At 70.4% G+C, this 19,178-nt stretch carries 18 protein-coding genes; 4 read left to right on the plus strand and 14 right to left on the minus strand.

The window, feature by feature from the left end; translation table 11 throughout:
- Window positions 1-3 precede the first annotated feature (3 nt).
- Complete coding sequence (locus tag GQR16_RS05355; protein ID WP_157414118.1) at window positions 4-1,068, minus strand: metal ABC transporter substrate-binding protein; 1,065 nt, start codon at window positions 1,066-1,068, stop codon at window positions 4-6.
- A gap of 119 nt (window positions 1,069-1,187) precedes the next feature.
- Here GQR16_RS05355 and GQR16_RS05360 point away from each other — a divergent pair, with 119 nt between their 5' ends.
- Window positions 1,188-1,682 carry a GNAT family N-acetyltransferase gene (locus GQR16_RS05360; protein ID WP_170298418.1) on the plus strand — a complete coding sequence of 165 codons (495 nt, stop codon included), beginning with the start codon at window positions 1,188-1,190 and terminating at the stop codon, window positions 1,680-1,682.
- 84 nt (window positions 1,683-1,766) lie between these two features.
- Here the strand turns inward: GQR16_RS05360 and GQR16_RS05365 are convergent, their stop codons facing one another.
- The 4 genes from GQR16_RS05365 to GQR16_RS05380 form a co-directional block, all read right to left on the minus strand.
- On the minus strand, window positions 1,767-3,200 hold the full coding sequence (locus GQR16_RS05365; protein ID WP_157414120.1) for a dihydrolipoamide acetyltransferase family protein: 1,434 nt from the start codon (window positions 3,198-3,200) through the stop codon (window positions 1,767-1,769).
- Between the two features lie 56 nt (window positions 3,201-3,256).
- Window positions 3,257-4,216, minus strand: coding sequence for an alpha-ketoacid dehydrogenase subunit beta (locus GQR16_RS05370; RefSeq protein WP_157414302.1), 960 nt, complete (start codon window positions 4,214-4,216; stop codon window positions 3,257-3,259).
- 137 nt (window positions 4,217-4,353) lie between these two features.
- Window positions 4,354-5,487: a thiamine pyrophosphate-dependent dehydrogenase E1 component subunit alpha gene (locus GQR16_RS05375; RefSeq protein WP_157414121.1), complete on the minus strand. Its 1,134-nt coding sequence runs from the start codon at window positions 5,485-5,487 to the stop codon at window positions 4,354-4,356.
- Window positions 5,488-5,504: 17 nt separating this feature from the next.
- Window positions 5,505-6,608 (minus strand): histidinol-phosphate transaminase, encoded by a 1,104-nt coding sequence (locus tag GQR16_RS05380; protein WP_246200550.1) that lies wholly within the window; start codon window positions 6,606-6,608, stop codon window positions 5,505-5,507.
- A 54-nt stretch (window positions 6,609-6,662) separates the two neighbouring features.
- Between GQR16_RS05380 and GQR16_RS05385 the strand changes: the two genes are divergently transcribed.
- The gene (locus GQR16_RS05385; protein ID WP_157414122.1) at window positions 6,663-7,046 is read left to right on the plus strand and encodes a phage holin family protein; all 384 of its coding nucleotides are present in this window, start codon (window positions 6,663-6,665) and stop codon (window positions 7,044-7,046) included.
- Here GQR16_RS05385 and GQR16_RS05390 read toward each other — a convergent pair.
- The 3 genes from GQR16_RS05390 to GQR16_RS05400 form a co-directional block, all read right to left on the minus strand.
- A complete protein-coding gene (locus GQR16_RS05390) occupies window positions 7,012-8,622 on the minus strand; it encodes an alpha/beta fold hydrolase (protein WP_157414123.1) in 1,611 nt (536 codons plus the stop codon). The two genes, GQR16_RS05385 and GQR16_RS05390, sit on opposite strands and share 35 nt — an antisense overlap.
- On the minus strand, window positions 8,619-8,954 hold the full coding sequence (locus tag GQR16_RS05395) for a hypothetical protein (protein ID WP_157414124.1): 336 nt from the start codon (window positions 8,952-8,954) through the stop codon (window positions 8,619-8,621). The genes GQR16_RS05390 and GQR16_RS05395 overlap by 4 nt, the downstream gene beginning before the upstream one ends.
- Before the next feature lie 126 nt (window positions 8,955-9,080).
- Complete coding sequence (locus tag GQR16_RS05400) at window positions 9,081-10,010, minus strand: aminoglycoside phosphotransferase family protein (RefSeq protein ID WP_157414125.1); 930 nt, start codon at window positions 10,008-10,010, stop codon at window positions 9,081-9,083.
- A gap of 117 nt (window positions 10,011-10,127) precedes the next feature.
- Here GQR16_RS05400 and GQR16_RS05405 point away from each other — a divergent pair, with 117 nt between their 5' ends.
- Together GQR16_RS05405 and purB are read left to right on the plus strand one after the other, a co-directional pair.
- Entirely contained in the window at window positions 10,128-10,655 is a 528-nt protein-coding gene (locus GQR16_RS05405; RefSeq protein ID WP_157414126.1) for a low molecular weight protein-tyrosine-phosphatase, read from the plus strand.
- Window positions 10,652-12,031 carry an adenylosuccinate lyase gene (gene purB / locus GQR16_RS05410; RefSeq protein ID WP_157414127.1) on the plus strand — a complete coding sequence of 460 codons (1,380 nt, stop codon included), beginning with the start codon at window positions 10,652-10,654 and terminating at the stop codon, window positions 12,029-12,031. Before GQR16_RS05405 ends, purB begins: the two co-directional genes overlap by 4 nt.
- Window positions 12,032-12,231: 200 nt before the next feature.
- Here the strand turns inward: purB and GQR16_RS05415 are convergent, their stop codons facing one another.
- The 6 genes from GQR16_RS05415 to GQR16_RS05440 form a co-directional block, all read right to left on the minus strand.
- A complete protein-coding gene (locus GQR16_RS05415; RefSeq protein ID WP_211373444.1) occupies window positions 12,232-12,564 on the minus strand; it encodes a hypothetical protein in 333 nt (110 codons plus the stop codon).
- On the minus strand, window positions 12,561-13,145 hold the full coding sequence (locus GQR16_RS05420; protein ID WP_157414128.1) for an HdeD family acid-resistance protein: 585 nt from the start codon (window positions 13,143-13,145) through the stop codon (window positions 12,561-12,563). Before GQR16_RS05420 ends, GQR16_RS05415 begins: the two co-directional genes overlap by 4 nt.
- 39 nt (window positions 13,146-13,184) lie before the next feature.
- On the minus strand, window positions 13,185-13,853 hold the full coding sequence (locus GQR16_RS05425; protein WP_157414129.1) for a hypothetical protein: 669 nt from the start codon (window positions 13,851-13,853) through the stop codon (window positions 13,185-13,187).
- 27 nt (window positions 13,854-13,880) lie between these two features.
- Window positions 13,881-15,302, minus strand: a complete 1,422-nt coding sequence (gene pntB / locus GQR16_RS05430) for a Re/Si-specific NAD(P)(+) transhydrogenase subunit beta (RefSeq protein ID WP_246200552.1) — start codon at window positions 15,300-15,302, stop codon at window positions 13,881-13,883.
- A gap of 35 nt (window positions 15,303-15,337) precedes the next feature.
- The gene (locus tag GQR16_RS05435; RefSeq protein ID WP_157414130.1) at window positions 15,338-16,954 is read right to left on the minus strand and encodes a Re/Si-specific NAD(P)(+) transhydrogenase subunit alpha; all 1,617 of its coding nucleotides are present in this window, start codon (window positions 16,952-16,954) and stop codon (window positions 15,338-15,340) included.
- A gap of 307 nt (window positions 16,955-17,261) precedes the next feature.
- The gene (locus GQR16_RS05440; protein ID WP_157414131.1) at window positions 17,262-19,070 is read right to left on the minus strand and encodes an oleate hydratase; all 1,809 of its coding nucleotides are present in this window, start codon (window positions 19,068-19,070) and stop codon (window positions 17,262-17,264) included.
- Between the last annotated feature and the right edge of the window lie 108 nt (window positions 19,071-19,178).

The following is a 19,178-nucleotide window of genomic DNA, read 5'->3' on the forward strand; positions in this document are numbered from 1 at the left end:
GGGTCATCCTTGCAGCGACGCCGGGAGCGCGGAAGGCTCCACGCCCCACGACTCGACGATCAGGCGCGTGTTGTGGATCTGCGAGCCGACGTAGGTCGCCCCCTCGGTACCCGCCTCTCCGAGCGAGTCGCCGTAGAGCGCGTCGGGGCCCGAGTACACCGTGACGCCCGCCTCGCGGGCGATCGCCTCTGCGGCCTTGGGCGACAGCGAGGCCTCGGAGAAGACCGCCTTCGTGCCGGTCGCCGTGATGGCGGCCACGAGCTCGTCGATCTCGGCCGCGCTCGGTTCGGCGTTGTCGTCGAAGCTCGGGATCACGCTGCCGACGAAGTCGAGGTCGTACGCATCGACGTAGTAGGTGAAGGCGTCGTGGTTGGTCACGAGCAGACGCTCTCCCTCGGGCACCTGGTCGACGCTCTGCTCGATCCAGTCGTCGAGGTCGTGCAGCCGGCCCAGGTAGGCCGTCTCTGCGGCATCGAGCGCCGCGACGTCGATGCCCTGAAGGCGCGCGAGACCGTCGGCGATGTTCTCGACCATGTCCTCGGCGAGCTCGGGGTCGGTCCAGATGTGCGGATTGCCCGCCCCGTGATCGTGATCGTGATCGTCGGTCGCGGCATCCGTCGCCGAGTCGTCGTGATCGTCGGCATCGTCGTCGGCGTGATCGTGGTCGTGGTCGTCGGTCGCGAAGAGTTCGATGCCCGTGCTCGCGTCGATGAGCACGCCGTCGAACCCGGCCGCCTTCAGCGCGTCGTCGAGCCAGGACTCGAGCCCGGCACCGTTCATGACGACGGCGTCGGCGTCGGCGAGGGCGAGCAACTGTGCGGCCGACGGGTCGAAGCTGTGCGCGCTCTGGCCGGGGGAGAGCAGCTGGGTCACCTCGGCGCCGTCGCCCACGAGCTCGTGCACGAAGTCGCCGACCTGGGTCGTGGTCGCGACGATCTGCAGGCCCTGCGCATCGCCGGATGCCGCGGGGGAGGCGCACCCGGACAGCACCAGCGCCCCGGCGCCGATCGTCGCCAGGGCGGCGAGGGTCGGCAGCTTGCGGGGGGATCGGGGCGCGGAGTGGCTCATGACCTCGAACCTACGCTTATTGATAATGATTGTCAAAACCATCACGACGTGTTGCGTGCCGGTGAAATGTGTCCGACCGACCCTCGCACTTGTCGGTCGCCCGTGCGAACATGAAGCACGTGGACACGACCACCCCCTCACTCACGCTTCGCCCGTTCACCGTCGACGACGCCGAGCGTCTGCTCTCCGGCGAGGTCGACCCGCGCGACGGCTGGGAGGGCGGCTACTCCTTCACCGAGGAGCCCGAACTGCTGCGCGAGTACGTCGACGCGGTGCGCGCCTCCGGCGATCCGACGCCCTTCGGCCCCTACCTCGTGCACCTCGTCGACGGCGGCGTCACGGGTGCTGCGGTCGGCGGCGTGAACCTCTTCGGCCCGCTCTCCGACGACGGCGCGATCGAGTTCGCCTTCGCGCTCGTTCCCGCCGCCCGCGGGCGCGGTCTCGCCGACCAGGTCGTGCGCGAGGCGCTCGCGCTCGCCCGGGCCAACGGGGCCCGCATCGTGCGGGCCGAGGCCGAGATCGCCAACCTTCCCGCACGACGCGTGCTCGAACGCTCCGGCATGCTCGAGAGCGTTCGCACGGCCGAGGCGATCACCTACGAGATCCGATTCTGACGCCGGCGTTCCGACCGTGACCCCGACGGCGAACCCGCCGGTCGAGTAGGCGCGCCGGCGCCGCATCGAGGCCGGCCCCGCCCGCTACTCCAGCAGCAGCGCCGGCTCCTCGATGATCGACGCGACATCGGCGACGAAGCGCGACACGACGTCGCCGTCGACCACCCGGTGGTCGAACGAGCCGCCGATCGTCGTCACGAAGCGCGGACGCACCTCGCCGTCGACGACCCACGGCTTCTGCTTGATCGTGCCGAGCGCGACGATGCCGACCTCGCCGGGGTTCAGGATCGGCGTGCCGGTGTCCATGCCGAACACGCCGATGTTCGTGATGGTGATCGTGCCGCCCTGCATCTCGGCCGGCTGCGTCTTGCCCTCGCGGGCCGTGAGCGTCAGCTGCTCGAGTGCGGTGGCGAGCTCGACCATCGACATGTCCTGCGCGTTCTTGACGTTCGGCACGATGAGCCCCCTGGGGGTCGCCGCGGCGATGCCGAGGTTCACGTAGTGCTTCACGATGATCTCGTCGTCGGTCCACTGCGCGTTGACGGTGGGGTTGCGGCGAACCGCCCACAGCATCGCCTTGGCCATGATGAGCAGCGGTGAGATCCTGACGCCGGCGTAGTCGGGCGACGCCTTGAGCCGCTTCAGGTACTCCATGGTGCGCGTCGCGTCGACATCGACGAACACGGATACATGCGGTGCGGAGTATGCGCTCTGCACCATCGCAGCGGCGATCGCCTTGCGCACGCCCTTGACGGGAATGCGGGTCTCGCGGTCCGACGGAGCCTCGGGCGTCTGGATGTTGCGGAACACGCTCGCCTGGCTCGCCTCGCGGATCACGTCATCGCGCGTGATGTCGCCGATCGGCCCGGTGGGGGAGACCCGCGACAGGTCGACCCCGAGGTCCTTCGCGAGCTTGCGGATCGGCGGCTTCGCGATCACGGGCACGCCCGAGTCGGGACGGGGCGCCACGGGAGCGGCGCCGGCCGTGGGGGCCTGCGCGACGACGGGCGCGGGGGGCGGCGTCGGTGCGAGGTGCTCGTGCGCGCCGCCGGGCGAGGGATGCCGCTGCCGACGTCGTGTGCCCGTGGGGCCGGATGCTCCGTGGCCGACGAGCACGGCGCCGCCGCCCTCCGACGGGGCAGCCGCGTGCGACGCGACCGTGGCGGGTGCCGCAGCAGCGGCAGGAGCGGCCGAGGGCGCCGCCGCCGCACCGGGCGCAGCAGCAGCGGCGGGCTGGGCAGACGCAGGCGCGGGTGCAGCAGGGGCGCCCGCGGCATCCGCCGTCTGGACCACGAGGATCGGCGTGCCGACGTCGACCGTGGCGCCTTCATCGACCAGCAGCTCGGTGACGACGCCCTCGAAGGCGCTCGGCAGCTCGACGAGCGACTTCGCCGTCTCGATCTCGACGAAGACCTGGTCGAGCACGATGGCGTCGCCCGGCGCGACACGCCATTGGACGATCTCGGCCTCGGTGAGTCCTTCACCGACGTCGGGCAACGGGAACCGGATCTCAGTCATGTGTCCACCCTCGCAGTCGATCTATGCCGTCGACGTCATATCGATTCGTGTCGCCGTCAGTACGCGAGCGCACGGTCGACGGCTTCGAGCACCCGGTCGGGGCTCGGCAGGTACTCGGTCTCGAGCGCGGCCGGCGGGAACGGCGTGTCGAAGCTCGACACGCGCAGCACGGGGGCCTCGAGCGAGTAGAACGCGCGCTCGGCGACGGTCGCGGCGATCTCGGACCCGACGCTGACCGAGCCGTAGGCCTCTTGAGCGACGACGAGTCGCCCGGTGCGGCCGACCGATTCGAGCAGGGGTCCGTAGTCGATGGGGGAGAGCGAGCGCAGGTCGACGACCTCGATGCTCGTGCCCTCGCCCGCGGCGATGTCGGCAGCCTGCAGCAGGGTCGAGATCATCGCGCCGTGACCGACGACCGTGACGTCGGTGCCCGAGCGGATGATGCGGCTCGAGTGCAGCGGCACGCCCGAGTGATCGAGATCGATCGGACCCTTCGGCCAGTAGCGGCTCTTCGGCTCGAAGAACAGCACGGGATCGTTCGAGGCGATGGCCTCCTGGATCATCCAGTACGCGTCGTGCGGGCTCGACGGGCTCACGACCCGGAGGCCGGGCGTGTGCGCGAAGTAGGCCTCCGGGCTCTCCTGGTGGTGCTCGATCGAGCCGATGTGCCCGCCGTAGGGCACGCGGATGACGATCGGCATCGACAGCGATCCGTCGTGGCGGAGCGTCATGCGCGCCAGCTGCGTCGTGATCTGATCGAACGCCGGGAAGATGAAGCCGTCGAACTGGATCTCGATGACGGGCCGGTAGCCGCGCATCGCGAGGCCGATGGCCGTGCCGACGATGCCCGACTCGGCGAGCGGCGTGTCGAGCACGCGGTGATCGCCGAACTCGGCCTGGAGCCCTTCCGTCACACGGAAGACGCCGCCGAGCGGGCCGATGTCCTCGCCCATCAGCAGCACCTTGTCGTCGGCGCGGAGGGCTTCACGCAGGCCCGCGGTGATGGCCTTGGCCATCGAGAGCGTCTGCACGCCCTTCACACCGGGCTCCGCGGATGCCGCGGGGTCGCCGCTCACGGGACCCGGCACGTTCGACTCGGTCGCCGCGACCGGCTCGACCGCGCCGGCCTGCAGCTGCTCCTCGATGTCGGTGCTCATGCTGCGCCTCCTTCGAATCCGGTCTCGAACGCCTGGAGCCACGCCGCCTGCTCGACCATGAGCGGGTGCGGCTCGCTGTACACGTGCTCGAAGATGGTCTCGCGCGTCGGCACGGTCACCTCGAGGGCGCGTTTGCGGACGTCGCTCGCGACATCCGCCGCCTCTTCATCGGCGGAGGCGAAGAACTCGGCCGAGGCGCCGCGGGACTCGAGCCACGCGCGGTAGCGGATGATCGGGTCGCGCTCGGCCCAGTAGGCGACCTCGTCGTCGGTGCGGTACTTCGTGGGGTCGTCGGCCGTGGTGTGCGCACCCATGCGGTAGGTGAGCGCCTCGATGAAGCTCGGGCCCTGTCCCGCGCGCGCCTCTTCGAGGGCGACGCGCGTGGCGGCGTAGCTCACGAGCACGTCGTTGCCGTCGATGCGCAGGCTCGGCATGCCGAACCCGCCGCCGCGGAGCGAGAGCGGCGTGCGCGACTGGCGCGACACGGGCACCGAGATCGCCCACTGGTTGTTCTGCACGAAGAAGACCTCGGGCGTCTGATAGCTCGCCGCGAAGACGAGCGCCTCGCTCGCGTCGCCCTGCGACGTCGAACCGTCGCCGTAGTACACGAGCACGGCGGCATCGGTCTCGGGGTCGCCGGTGCCCGAAGCGCCGTCGAACTTGATGCCCATGGCGTAGCCCGTGGCGTGCAGCGTCTGCGACGCGAGCACGAGCGTGTAGAGGTGGAAGTTGCCGTTCTCGGCCGGGTTCCATCCGCCGAGCGTCGCGCCCCGCAGCAGGCCGAGGATGCGCACGGGGTCGAGCCCTCGGATCATGCCGACGATGTGCTCGCGGTACGACGGGAAGATGTGGTCCTGCGGGCGGGAGGCGCGCGCGGATCCCACCTGAGCGGCCTCCTGGCCGTGGCTCGGCACCCACAGGGCGAGCTGGCCCTGCCGCTGCAGGTTCGCGCCCGTGATGTCGATGCGACGCGAGATGACCATGTCCCGGTGGAACTGCTCGAGCGTCGCGTCGTCGAGCGCCTCGATCAGCGGGAGGTAGGCCTCGGCCTCGGGGGAGGGCCGGAGCGCTCCCTCGGGGGTCAGCAGTTGCACCGTCGGCGCGGTGAATTCTCGTTCCTGGGCGACCACGGGTTTCACGCTACCCGCTACTTCGGGTGCCCTTCTTGTGAACCCGGTACAAGCTCTCCGAGAATCCCGAGGAGGATATCCACAGACTCGTGCTCGCCGATCGAGACTCGAATGCCCTCGGGCGGGAACGCGCGCACGACGACGCCCGCGTCGAACAGCCGCTCGGCGACCGCGGTCGTGTCGGCTCCCGTCGGCAGCCAGATGAAGTTGCCCTGCGCGTCGGGCACGGGCCAGCCCTGCGCGAGGAGGGCCTGATGCAGCCGGGTGCGGCGCTCGACGATCTCGGCCACCCTGGCCAGCAGCTCGGCCTCTGCCTCGAGCGAGGCGATGCCCGCAGCGCCCGCCGCGGCGGTGACGCCGAGCGGGATCGCCGTCGCGCGCGCGGCGTCGAGGATCCCGACGGGGCCGATCGCGTAGCCGACCCGCAGGCCCGCGAGACCGTAGGCCTTCGAGAAGGTGCGCAGCACCACGAGGTTCGGGTAACGCCCGATGAGGGTTCGCCCGTCGACGGATGCCCCGTCGCGCACGAACTCGACGTAGGCCTCGTCGAGCAGCACGAGCAGGTCGCTCGGCACGCGCGCCATGAACGCCTCGAACTCGTCGGCGGTGACCGTGACGCCCGTGGGGTTGTTGGGGGAGCACACGATGACCACGCGCGTGCGATCGGTGATCGCGTCGGCCATGGCGTCGAGGTCGTGCCCGTGGTCTGCGCGGTTCGGGATCTGCACGCTCGTGGCGCCCGAGACGGTGACGAGTCCGGGGTAGGCCTCGAACGAACGCCAGGAGTAGACGACCTCGTCGCCGGGGGCGGCCGCCGCGAGGATGAACTGGGCGAGCAGCGCGACCGAGCCGTCGCCGATGAGCACCTCGTCGGCCGTGACGCCGAACCGCTCTCCGAGCTTCTCGCGGAGCGCGAGGGCCGTCGCGTCGGGGTATCGGTTGATCTGCGTCGCGGTCGCCGCGACCGCCTCGGCCACGCCCGGCAGCGGGTCGAACGGATTCTCGTTGCTCGAGAGCTTGTAGCCCTCGGCGGGCGCGGGGCGCCCCTGACGATACGGCGGGAGGGCGGCGATCTCAGGACGCAGGCGGATGCCCGGCGTCGTCGACTCGGGATTGGTCACGGAATCCACGCTACCTTCTCGCCCATCGTCGGTCGCGTCTGGGAGAGTTGGCCCATGCGGTTCATCATCAAGGTCCTGGTCGTCGCATTCGCCCTCTGGCTCACGACCCTGCTCGTCGACGGCGTCAACGTCGTGCCCTACGAGGAGACGAGCGTCGGCACCGTGCTGACCTACCTGCTCGTCGCGCTGATCTTCGGTCTCGTGAACGCCATCGTCGGCACGTTCATCCGCATCGTGGCCTTCCCGCTGTACGTGCTGACCCTCGGGCTCATCTCGTTCATCGTGAACGGCCTGCTCCTCATGATCGTCGACTGGTTCAGCGACCTCATGGGCTTCGGCCTCGTCGTCGAGTCGTTCTGGTGGGGCGTGCTCGGCGCACTCGTGCTCGGCCTCTTCAGCTGGCTCATCGGCCTCGTGGTACGGCCGAGCCGGGACTGACACCGGGTCTGAACCCGGCCGTCAGGCCGGGCTCGAAGTTCGGCTCGAAGCCCGACGAGAAGTCCGCCGGTTCCGGCTCGACGCGCTCGGCGTGCCATCGAGTCCGCTCACCGATCGTGCCGGCCGTGAACTCCCGGATCTGCTCGCGGCCCGCGACGAGCCCCGGGTCGGCGGCGTCGTCCATCATCGCGGCGGTCGCGCCGTACGCCGGGATCTGGTGGGCCGGCAGCAGCTTCTCGCCGTCGTACCCGTCGGGATGGACCCGGCGCGACACGACGATCACATGCGACGGATGCCCGGCTGCGGCCGTCGCGGGAACGGGATCGTCCTCGTTCTCGGCCGAGATGAACGGCACACCGGGAGGTATGGGTGCCGACGCGACCGGTCCGCCGAAGTTCACCCCGGCGACGACCTCGAGCTCCGGGTCGGCGGCGAGCCCGGCGGCGATGACGCCGCCGCCCGAGTGGCCGACGGCCAGGATGGGATCGCCGGGCTCGGCTCCCGCAGCCGCGAGCGCCTGCCGCACGGCCCGCTCCGCGCCGGCCGAGCTCGCACCGAACCGCCTCAGCGCATCGAGGGCCGAGTCGTCGGCGATGCCGTGCACGTTCGAGGACATGTCGTTCGTCTCGGCGCCGGCCTCCAACGTGAAGTCGACCGTGCCGCCGATGTAGACGACGAACCGGTTCTCGCCATCGACCACGAAGCGCTCGACGGTGATCTGCGCCTCGCCGTCGCTCGGCGGGATCCGCCCGACGAGGTCTTCGTACCCGTCGGGCGGCGGAACCGCGGCATTCGACGGCGGAGGCGCGACGGCGGGGTCGCGCGCCGTTCCGGTCGTCACCTGCTGGACCCGAACGGGCCCGTCGACCAGCGTGCGTCCCGACCCGATGCCGAGCACCGAGAGGAGCCCGGCTGCGCCGAGGATCATCGACGCCGACTCGGGGGCGTCGATCGTCGGCCCGATCGCCCACCCGCCGGGCACGCGGAGCGCTGCGAGCACGAACTCGTCGGCGTGGTCGGCGAACGTTCGCACGAGCCGCACGAACGCCGGGTCGTTCAACACGCCCCGGTTCTCGACGAGCCACTGCTCGAGTGCGGTCTCGATCGCCCGGCCCGGATCACCGCCCAGCGCCTTCGCGACGCCGAACGCAGCCATGGCCGGCAACGCGACCTCCGTGAGACCGGCCGCCGCTCGGCCGACGGCGAGCGGAACGAGGAAGCCGAGCAGGGTCGCCCCGATCGAACCTCCGACGTCCCAGAGCGAACCGACGAACCGCTCGGTCTCGCCGTACCGCTCGGCCGATTCCTCGAGCGCGAGACGCACCGACGAGATCCGGGCCGCGACGTCGTCGAGTTCGATGCCCGCCTGCCGCATGGTCAACCCCGGCCAGGGGAGTTCGCCGCTGACCGAGACCTCTCCCTCGAGTGACCACGATCGCGTCTGGAGGGCGGCGAAGCCCTCGATCCACTCCTGCACGATCGCCTCGGCCGAGGCGAGCCGACTCGCGTCGGCGAAGAGGGCGTCGATCGCGACGGCCGTCGATCCGCCCCCGGAGACGGTGAGATCGTCGCTCATGAGACGGGACGGGATGCCAGCGCCGCTTCCTGTTCGTCGAGCCTCGCCTGCAGGACCTCGAGGCACGACGAGAGCCCGAGTTCGGCCGTCGTCAACGTGGCCGAGATCGAGGTCAGCGCCTCGGCGACGCCGACGAGCACCTCGGCGTAGGCCGTGCCGGCCTCGGAGCACCAGGAGACCGGCGCCTCAGGCAGCCGGGTTCGCGCGCCGGCGCCCACCTCTTCGGCGAGCGCGGTCACCGCATCCCGGTGACGCCTGACCTCGTCGACCTGTTCGGATGTCACCGCGGTGCCGGTGATCAGTGCCAGGACCGCCTCGTCGTAGGAACTCATCGCGCCAGTCTGGTGAGGGCGTACGGATGCCGGTGGCGCGCGACATCCGTCGGTGGGATCGTCTGGTCGAACACGGCCTGTTGAGGACGGGCCGCGAACGATGGCCGCCACGCCGGCCGCGCGGATTCATCCCGCCTCGGCCACCACGTCGGCGAGCACGCGTGCACCGAGCCGCCCGAGCGGACTGCCCGCGTCGGTCTCGGCCACCATCGCCGTCGCCATCACGAGCGCCCACCCTCGGGCCCGCTCCCAGGTCGCGGCGTCGATGCCCGCCGCGGGACCCGCGAGCGCATCGATCCGCTGTCGGAACGCGGCTCTCCCGGGGGGCCCGAACGTCAGCCACGCCGTGGCGAGGTCGGTCGCGGGGTCGCCCGACGTGAGGTCGCCGAAGTCCACGACGGCCGCGAGCGACCCGTCTTCGCACAGCAGCAGGTTGCCGGGGTGCAGGTCGCCGTGCAGCCACACGGGCGGTCCCCGCCAGACGGATGCCGCGAGCGCACGTTCCCAGGCACGACCCACGGCGTCGGGGCGGGCCACGCGTCCGCCGGCGAGCCGATCGCGCACCGAGGCGTCGCGCACAGCGAGCGGCACCCCGCGGAACGGGTTGACGGGGGCGTCGGCGGGCGCGGGCACCCCGAGCGCGACGACGAAGCCGGCCAACGCTTCGGCTGCGGCATCCCGGACCGAGGTCTCGAACTCGAGGGCGGGCGAGCCCGGGAGCCACGGCACGATGCTCCACGGCGCGTCGTACCCGAGCTCGGGGGCCGGGCGTCCGGTGCGCACGGGCGCGGGCACCGGCACGGGCAGCCGGCCGGCGAGACGGGGCAGCCACTGCTGCTCGTGCAGCGCGAGCCGGATCGCGATGTCGCGCCGCGGCATCCGCACCGCGAGAGAGTCACCGTCACCGGCGCTGCCGTCGCCCAACCGGAACATGACGTTGTCCCAGCCGTTCGCGACCCGGCGCACGGGTGCGACGAGGTCGGGATGCTGCGCTGCGAGGAGTCGGCGGACGAGCTCCTCGTCGGGATGCAGGTCGGCCTCGGGGGCATCGCCCATGGTCCTCACTCCTTCCGACGCTCGTCAGCGTACGCGGGCCGCGTACGCTCATCCGCCCCGCCCGGTCGCCCGAGAATTCTGCTGCGCCCGACGCGCATCGCCGCCAGAATGGAGGGCATGACGCGTGCGGACGCCGCAGGGGGTATCGCGCAGCCGTTCCGAGTGTCATTCGTCTGCACCGGCAACATCTGCCGGTCGCCGATGGCCGAGGCCGTGCTGCGCTCGCTCGCCGAACGCGAGGGGCTCTCCTCGCGCATCCAGATCGAGTCGGCGGCGACCGGCGACTGGCACGTCGGCGAGCAGGCCGACCTCCGCACCGTGGCCGCCCTCGAGCGCGCGGGCTACGACGGGTCGCGGCATCGTGCCCGCCAGTTCGACGCGACCGACTTCCCGAACCTCGACCTCGTGGTCGCCTTCGATCGCGGGCAGGCCCGCATCCTGCGCAACTGGGCGCACGACTCGGCCGACCAGCAGAAGGTGCGATTGCTGCTGGAGTTCGACGCCGAACTGGCCGCCCTGCAAGACGTTCCCGACCCCTACTACTCCGACGGGGCGGCCTTCGATCGAGTTCTTGGGATGATAGAGCAGGCGACGCTGGCGCTGTTCCGCCAACTCGCTCCCGCTCTCAGACAAGGAATCCGATGACCACGCTGCCTCCTCAGCCGCTCAGCCCGCTCGACGGACGGTACCGTTCCGCCGTCGGAACGCTCGGCGAACACCTCTCCGAAGCCGGCCTCAACCGCGCTCGCGTGCACGTCGAGGTCGAATGGCTCATCGCGCAGACCGACCGCGGGTTCTTCGGCACCTCGCCGCTCACCGACGACCAGAAGGCGGCCCTCCGCCGCGTCGTCACCGACTTCGGCCAGCCCGACATCGACGAGCTCGCCACCCTCGAGGCAACCACGCGTCACGACGTGAAGGCGGTCGAGTACTACGTGCGCCGCCGCCTCAGCGACCTGAACCTCGACCACCTCGCCGAGCTCACGCACTTCGCGTGCACCAGCGAAGACATCAACAACCTCTCGTACGCGGTGACCGTGCGCGACGCCGTGCAGCAGGTGTGGCTGCCGAAGTACCGCGCCGTCATCGCGACGATCGCCGAGCTCGCCCGCGCCCATCGCGATGACGCGATGCTCTCGCGCACGCACGGCCAGCCGGCGACGCCCTCGACCATGGGCAAGGAGCTCGCGGTCTTCGTCTACCGCCTCGAGCGCATCGCGAAGCAGGTCGAGGCGAGCGAGTACCTCGGCAAGTTCTCCGGCGCGACCGGCACGTTCTCGGCGCATGTGGTCGCGGCTCCGGATGTCTCGTGGCCCGAGGTGTCGCGCGACTTCGTCGAGTCGCTCGGCCTCACTTGGAACCCGCTCACGACGCAGATCGAGTCGCACGACTGGCAGGCCGAGCTCTACGGCCGCATCTCGCACGCGAACCGCGTGCTGCACAACCTCGCGACCGACATCTGGACGTACATCTCGCTCGGCATCTTCCGGCAGACGCCCGTCGCCGGTGCCACCGGCTCGTCGACCATGCCGCACAAGGTCAACCCGATCCGCTTCGAGAACGCCGAGGCGAACCTCGAACTCTCGAGCGCCGTGCTCGACTCGCTCGCCGCGACGCTCGTCACCTCGCGCCTCCAGCGCGACCTCACCGACTCGAGCGCCCAGCGCAACATCGGCCTCGGCTTCGGGCACTCGATGCTCGCACTCGACAACATCCAGCGCGGCCTGGGCGAGATCGACCTCGACCTCGCGGTGCTCGCCGCAGACCTCGACGGCAACTGGGAGGTGCTCGGCGAGGCGATCCAGACGGTCATCCGCGCCGAGGTCGCCGCCGGCCGCTCGAGCATCGCCGACCCGTACGCGCTCCTCAAGGAGCTCACGCGCGGCAAGCGCATCGGCCAGGCCGACCTCGTCGAGTTCGTGAACGGCCTCGAGATCGGCGACGACGCGAAGCAGCGCCTGCTCGCGCTCACGCCCGGCACGTACACGGGCATCGCGTCGAGCCTGGTCGACCACATCTGATCTGCCCGGGCGTGCGCCGGGCCTCCGGCGTGCGCCCGTAGCCAGGCGCCGGCCGCCGCACGCACGTTCGGGAGGAGATCGCCGCGAGCGGAGGACCGCATCGCGGTTCCGCTCCTCCCGCGGCGCTCATCTCCTCCCGAGCGTTCGGGAGCGACGGGCGCGGCGTCGGCACACCTCGCCGGGTCGCGAACCGGGCGGGGTCAGTGACCCTTGGGGGCCTCGGGCGCATCAGGGGCGCCGGGCGCATCGCCCGCAGGCGCGTCGCCCTCGCGGGCCGCCCGGGCAGCGGCGTCTTCATCGAGTTCGGCCGACTCCGCGGCATCCGGCTTGATGGTCATCGCGAGGAGTGCGAGCACCACGAGCACGATGATGAACACGCCGCCCGTGCCGATGGCCGCGAGCACGATGTCGCGCGTGGCGACGAGCGCGATGACGCCGACGAAGATCGCGGCGATGGCCGCGCCGCCGACGTACTCCGCCGGGCGGAGCACCTCGCGCCGGCTCGGCTGGTAGTCGCCAGATGGCTTGCTCACGAGAGTTGCTCCGATCCGGATGCCTGGGTGTCGGCCGCGGCGGCCCACTTCAGCGAGAACCCGCCGATGAGCAGGTAGACGCCGAGGATCACGAGGTAGCCACCGATGAGGCCGACCGCGGTGACCGTGTCGGGCGGCAGCAGGAGGAAGACGATCGCGAGGATCGCGGTGAACCCGCCCGCGGCGATCCAGTCGCGGGCGGCCGGCGTGCGGCCGCGACCGCGGAGCCCCGCGTAGAGCTCGAGGAAGCCGGTGACGGCGGCCCACGCGCTCACGAGGAAGAGCAGGAACGCGAGCCCGCCGGGCACGGTGAGGGCCAGCAGGCCGGCCACGACCGTGACGACGGCGTTGATCGCGAAGATCGAGCGGATGCCGCGATCCTCGATGAGGCGCAGCGACAGCGCCCCGACGACCAGGCCCGACACGACCGCCCAGGCGCCGAACGCGACCAGGCCGAGCGAGGCGGAGTGGTCTTGCGAGAACGTGATGACGGCGGCGGGCACGAGGGCCAGGAGTCCGCGGACGACCGGGGCGACCCAGTAACGGGCGCGCTCCGGGGCGGCATCGCGGGCGGTGGCCACGGCGACCTCTTTCACTTCGGAGGGGGGTACCGATCCATCCTACGTGTCGCGGCCCCGCGAACCTGAGAGCACGTCGGCGGCAGCATCCCGCAATCCGCGCAGCCGATCTCGAGCGTCGACCCACTCACCGAAGGGAGCCGTGGTCTCGAGCCACCCTCCCGTCCGAATGACGATCAGGCGAATCGTCGCCTTCCGCTCGCGGTCGCGGACTCCCAACGTGAGGGCCGCTCGATGCCGGTCGGCCTTGTGCGTGCGGCCATCCTTGGCGAGGTTGATGGTGCGGACGGCCGACCACGGGATCTCGGCGAGAATCCAGTCCTCCGTCATGCCGCACCAGATCCGGATCGAGTCCGCGGTGCCTTCGATCGTCCAACGACCGTCGATCTCGACTGGGCCGTCATTCGCCCGGAATCGCAGGATCTCGCCGATCGAGGTCGCATCGCTGTGTGCGGCGAAGACGACGTGGTCTGCGCCCTCCCGCCTGAGCCGCTGGACCCGTTGTGCGCTGCGCTTGACGATCGGCCTCAAGACGATGCTGGTCACGACCACGACGGCCAAGAGGCCGACGACCACCGCGATGTAGGCAGCGAAGACCGGGACTCCGGCGAACCAGACGGCAGCACCGAGAACGACGACGAGGAGTACCAACGGCGCCGGCGTCGCCGGTTTGGTCTGGAGCCCCAGGTCTTTGGCGCGGAGCGAGGTCATCCCGCGAATATATCCGTAGACCGACGCTCAGAGCGCCCGCAAGATGTCCTCGACGCGGTCCTTCGCGTCGCCGAAGAGCATCTGCGTGTTGTCGCGGGTGAACAGGGGGTTCGCGACGCCCGCGTAGCCGGCGGCCATCGAGCGCTTGAACACGATCACGTCGGAGGCCTCCCAGACGCGCAGCACGGGCATGCCGGCGATCGGGCTGCCGGGATCTTCGGCCGCGGCGGGGTTCACGGTGTCGTTCGCGCCGATCACGAGCACGACGGAGGTGCCGGCGAAGTCGTCGTTGATCTCGTCCATCTCCTCGACGACGTCGTACGGCACCTTCGCCTCGGCGAGGAGCACGTTCATGTGTCCGGGGAGGCGGCCGGCGACGGGGTGGATGCCGAAGCGCACGTCCACGCCGCGTTCGCGGAGCTTCGCGGTGAGGTCGGCGACGGGGTGCTGCGCCTGGGCGACGGCCATGCCGTAGCCGGGCGTGATGATCACGCTGGTCGCGTCGCGAAGCAGCGCGGCGGCATCCGTCGCCGTGATCTCGTGGATCTCGCCCTGCACCTCGCCCGAGGAGGTGGGCGCGGCGATGCCGAACCCGCCGGCGATGACCGAGATGAACGACCGGTTCATGGCCTTGCACATGATGTACGAGAGGTAGGCACCCGAGGAGCCGACGAGCGCGCCGGTCACGATGAGCAGGTCGTTGTTCAGCAGGAAGCCGGCCGCCGCCGCCGCCCAGCCCGAGTAGCTGTTCAGCATCGAGATGACGACGGGCATGTCTCCGCCGCCGATGGACGCGACGAGGTGCCAGCCGAGCGCCAGCGCGAGCGCGGTGACGACGACGAGCAGCCACAGTTCGGGCGTGATGACGTACCAGACGGTGAGCGCGACGAACGCGACGAGCGCGCCGAGGTTCAGCGCGTTCTTCCCGGGCAGCATGAGCGGTGCCGACTTCATGCGCGCCGACAGCTTGAGGAACGCGACGATCGAGCCGGTGAAGGTGACGGCGCCGATGAAGACGCCGATGAAGACCTCGGCGTGGTGGATGTCGAGCAGGGCGCCGCTGAGTCCGGATGTCTCGAGCGCGCCGTTCCAGCCGACGAGCACGGCTGCGAGGCCGACGAAGCTGTGCAGCAGCGCGATGAGCTCCGGCATGCCGGTCATCTCGACGACCCGGGCGCGCCAGAGTCCGATCGCGCCGCCGATGACGACGGCGGCCGCGAGCAGGCTCAGGCCGAGCGTCGCCTGCGGCGACCCCCAGGCATCCGACACGACGACGCCGACGGTGGCGACGAGGGCGATGGCCATGCCGGCGATGCCGTAGCCGACACCGGCCTTGGCGGTTTCATGCCGGCTGAGCCCCGCGAGGCTCAGGATGAACAGCAGCGCGGCGACGATGTAGGCGGCTCCGGCGATGGAGGCGGGGGTCAGGAGTGCGGTGGTTTCGGGCACGGTGGGGGCTCCTCGGCGAGTTCAGCGCGTCGCGGTCAGTGGCTGCGGCGGTCAGCCGAGGCGTTCGGTCCGGCGTCGGGTCCGGCAGATGCCGGTGCCGGTCCTCGCGAGAACATCGCGAGCATGCGTCTGGTCACGGCGAAACCGCCGAAGATGTTGATCGCCGCGAGCAGCACCGCGACCGCGGCGAGCACCTGCACCACCGGCTCGGAACTCGTGATCTGCACCATCGCGCCGACGATGATGATGCCCGAGATGGCGTTCGTCACGCTCATGAGGGGCGTGTGCAGCGCGTGCGCGACCTTGCCGATCACGTAGAAGCCGACGACGACCGACAGCACGAGCACGGTGAAGTGCTGGGGGAGCGGGGCCGGAGCGATCGCATTGACCGCGAACAGGGCCGCGATGCCCAGCGCGACGAGCAACACCTTCTTGACCGGTGTCATGGGTTTGCGCGCGGGCTTGGCGGGCGCGGCCGACGCATCCGGCGCGCCTGCGCCCGCGGATGCCGCGGCGGGAGCCGCCGACACCTGCACGGGCGGGGGCGGCCAGGTGACCGCACCGGGCTGGGCGACGGTGACCGAGCGCTGCACGACGTCGTCGAAGTCGAGCACGAGCTTTCCGTCCTTGCCCGGCGTGAGGAGCTTGAGCAGGTTCACGACGTTCGTGCCGTAGAGCTGCGAGGCCTGCGTGGGCAGGCGCGAGGCGAGATCCGTGTAGCCGAGGATCACGACCCCGTTCGGCGTGACGATGCGCTCGCCCGCGACCGAGCCCGCGACGTTGCCGCCCTGTCCCGCCGCCATGTCGACGATGACGCTGCCCGAGCGCATGCTCGCGACATCCGCCGCCGTGATGAGCTTGGGCGCCGGGCGGCCCGGGATCAGTGCGGTCGTGATGATGATGTCGACGTCGGCCGCCTGCTCCGAGTAGATCTCGGCGGCACGGCGGTCGTAGTCCTCGCTCGTGGCCTTCGCGTAGCCGTCGGTGGACTGCATCTGCTCGGCGACCTCGACCGCGAGGTACGAGCCGCCGATCGACTTCACCTGGTCGGCGACCTCTGGCCGCGGGTCGGTGGCCCGCACGATCGCCCCGAGGCTGGAGGCCGCGCCGATCGCCGCGAGCCCGGCGACGCCCGCGCCGGCGACGAGCACCTTGGCCGGCGGAACCTTGCCCGCGGCCGTGACCTGCCCGGTGAAGAAGCGTCCGAACTCGTGCGCGGCTTCGATGACCGCCCGGTAGCCCGAGATGTTCGACATCGAGCTCAACACGTCCATCGACTGGGCGCGCGAGATGCGCGGAACGGCGTCCATGGCGAGCGCGGTCACGCCGCGATCGGCGAGCGCCTGCAGCAGTTCGGGCTTGAACGCGGGCGCGAGGAGGCCGATGAGCGTGGCATCGGGGGAGAGCGCCGCGATGTCGGCATCGGTCGGTGCGTTGACCATGAGCACGACCGCGCTGCCGAGCGCTGTGGCCCGGTCGGTGATCTCGGCGCCCGCCTCGACGTAGGCGGCGTCGGGGAACGCCGAACGCGCTCCAGCGCCCGCCTCGACGGCGACCTCGTACCCGAGGGCGACGAGCTGATTCACCGTCGCGGGCGTCGCGGCGACGCGCGACTCGGGGCTGTGCTCGGTCACGATCCCGATGCGGGACATGGGTGCTCCTTCACGTCGAGGCGCCCGCGGGTGCGGCGCTGCGGCTTGGACGGCCGGCGCCTCGGGTGCACGAAGGTGCGGTGCGGCGACGGTGCTGCGAGCACCACCATAGGCGCTGTTCGGCCCAGCAGGCAGCACCTTCAGATGCGTTCCGCGGATGCCGGTGGCGGCCGTTCGGGTGGTCGTGCTCGGGGATCAGCGTAGGGGCCGTCGTCGGCCCCTACGCCGATGTTTCGTCACGCTGATCGTGAAGGATCCGCGATTCTTTCACCCAGCAGAAATGCCGGGACGCTCGCGGGCGCTCCGGTCACTCGATGGCGTCGTCGGCCCTCGTGCGCGGGGCGGTGTCGCCGTGCGCGGGGATCAGGCCGAAGTCGGTGAGCAGTTCGCCCATCTGCGTGTTGTCGAGCTTGTCGAGCACGCGACCCTTGACGAAGTTCGGTCCGGGGATGTGCACGGCCTCGCCATCGGCCAGACGGTTGGTGGCCTTGAGCAGCCACCGGATGTCGTACGTCGAGTTGAAGACCTCGGGCACTCCGCGGTCGACGCCCAGCAGCTGGTACGCGGCCTCCATGCCCGTGCGCACGGAGTACTCGGTCGTGAAGATCGTGTCGCGCGTCGTCTCGGCGAACTGGCCGATGAACGCGAAGTTCACGGCACCCTCGGGCACGACGTCGGGGCGATCCCCAGCCCTCCGCGGCATGAAGAACGAGTCGATGTACGGCATCATCACGGGCACCGCGGTGGCGGCGTTCGCCGCGAGCTCTGGGATGTCCTCCACGGGAACGCCCAGGTGGAACAGCCACTCCTGCGTGATCTCCTCGCCGGTGCACTCCTGCATCGTCTTCTTCACGTAGTCGCCCGGCACATCGGAGAACAGCGAGTAGAACCACACCACGATCTCATCGGGGGACTGGTTCTTGAAGTGCGGCTGGCGGTTGACCGTCCAGCTGAGCAGCCAGCTCGAGTCCTTGGCGGTGACGATGCCGCCCGTGACGACCTTGCCGCTGAACGGGTCGCGCTGGGCGATCTTCTCGATGTAGGCGGGGATGCGCCGGTCGAGCGTCGTGATCGTCGCGGACTCCCACTTCGTCTCGTCGAAGTTGCCGGCGAAGACGTCGGGGTGCCCGAACGCCGCATCCTTCGCGGCGATCCTGCGCCACAGGTCCCAGGCAGGTGCGGGACCGGTCTTGAGCACGGCCGGAGTCTTGTGGTCGCCCTCGTCGGAGTTCTCGGTGAGCGAGCCGATCGTGGCGAGCACGAGGTCGTTCTCACCGAGGTCGACGCCGCCGTCGCCGTGCTCGTCGACCCAGTGGATGCGGGTCGCCTGCTTGCGATCGGCCGTGATATTGAAGTCGATGTCGGTCACGGTCGTCGAGAACCGGAAGGTGACGCCCTGGTCGAGCAGCCACCGGTACATGGGCAGCACGAGCGACTCGTACTGGTTGTACTTGGTGAACTTGAGGGCCGACAGGTCGGGCAGTCCGCCGATGTGGTGGATGAACCGGTGCAGGTAGAGCTTCATCTCGAGGGCGGAGTGCCACTCCTCGAACGCGAACATCGTGCGCCAGTACAGCCAGAAGTTGCTCGCGAGGAAGTCTGCTCCGAAGACGTCCGTGATGCGCTTGCCCTCCACCTGCTCGCGGGTCGCGAGGATGATGTTCACGATGTCCTTCTGCGCCTTGGCGCTCAGCGTGAACAGCTTGTCGGTGTGGGCGTCCTGCCCCTGCTTCTCGGTCACCCGGCAGAGCGAGTAGTTCGGGTCGTCCTTGTTGAGCCAGGAGAACTCGTCGAGCACGCTCGCGCCCTCGATCTCGATCGACGGGATGGTGCGGAAGAGATCCCACAGGCATTCCATGTGGTCCTCCATCTCGCGACCGCCGCGGATGACGAAACCCTTCTTCGGCTTCCTGATGCCGTCGAGCGCACCGCCCGGCAGATCGAGCTCCTCGAGGATCGTGATCTTCTCGCCGGGCAACTGCCCGTCGCGGATCATGAACACCGCCGACGACATCGACGCGAGGCCCGCCCCGACGAACCAGGCCGACTTCTCGTCGACCCCCTCGGGCTTGCGCGGGCGCGCGAAGGCCTCGTAGTTTCCGCTGCTGTAGTACATGCATCTCCCCCCGGATCGTCGCACTGCGACGGCGCGCAGCACCGTCTTCAACGCTATCGAGCGGATGCCGCGGGCGCACGTGCCCGGTCGTGCACGTGTGTGCGTGTT

Origin of the sequence: Agromyces allii (genome assembly GCF_009749385.1) — a bacterium.
In the GTDB taxonomy this organism is placed as follows: domain Bacteria; phylum Actinomycetota; class Actinomycetes; order Actinomycetales; family Microbacteriaceae; genus Agromyces; species Agromyces allii.

Bases quoted from the DNA above. Each gene is read 5' to 3' on its own strand.
- GQR16_RS05385 (WP_157414122.1), top strand. From the start codon at position 6,663: ATGCGGTTCATCATCAAGGTCCTGGTCGTCGCATTCGCCCTCTGGCTC.
- GQR16_RS05440 (WP_157414131.1), bottom strand. From the start codon at position 19,070: ATGTACTACAGCAGCGGAAACTACGAGGCCTTCGCGCGCCCGCGCAAG.
- GQR16_RS05390 (WP_157414123.1), bottom strand. From the start codon at position 8,622: ATGAGCGACGATCTCACCGTCTCCGGGGGCGGATCGACGGCCGTCGCG.
- GQR16_RS05365 (WP_157414120.1), bottom strand. From the start codon at position 3,200: ATGACTGAGATCCGGTTCCCGTTGCCCGACGTCGGTGAAGGACTCACC.
- GQR16_RS05355 (WP_157414118.1), bottom strand. From the start codon at position 1,068: ATGAGCCACTCCGCGCCCCGATCCCCCCGCAAGCTGCCGACCCTCGCC.
- GQR16_RS05395 (WP_157414124.1), bottom strand. From the start codon at position 8,954: ATGAGTTCCTACGACGAGGCGGTCCTGGCACTGATCACCGGCACCGCG.
- GQR16_RS05400 (WP_157414125.1), bottom strand. From the start codon at position 10,010: ATGGGCGATGCCCCCGAGGCCGACCTGCATCCCGACGAGGAGCTCGTC.
- GQR16_RS05370 (WP_157414302.1), bottom strand. From the start codon at position 4,216: ATGGCCAAGGCCATCACCGCGGGCCTGCGTGAAGCCCTCCGCGCCGAC.
- purB (WP_157414127.1), top strand. From the start codon at position 10,652: ATGACCACGCTGCCTCCTCAGCCGCTCAGCCCGCTCGACGGACGGTAC.
- GQR16_RS05405 (WP_157414126.1), top strand. From the start codon at position 10,128: ATGACGCGTGCGGACGCCGCAGGGGGTATCGCGCAGCCGTTCCGAGTG.
- GQR16_RS05425 (WP_157414129.1), bottom strand. From the start codon at position 13,853: ATGACCTCGCTCCGCGCCAAAGACCTGGGGCTCCAGACCAAACCGGCG.
- GQR16_RS05435 (WP_157414130.1), bottom strand. From the start codon at position 16,954: ATGTCCCGCATCGGGATCGTGACCGAGCACAGCCCCGAGTCGCGCGTC.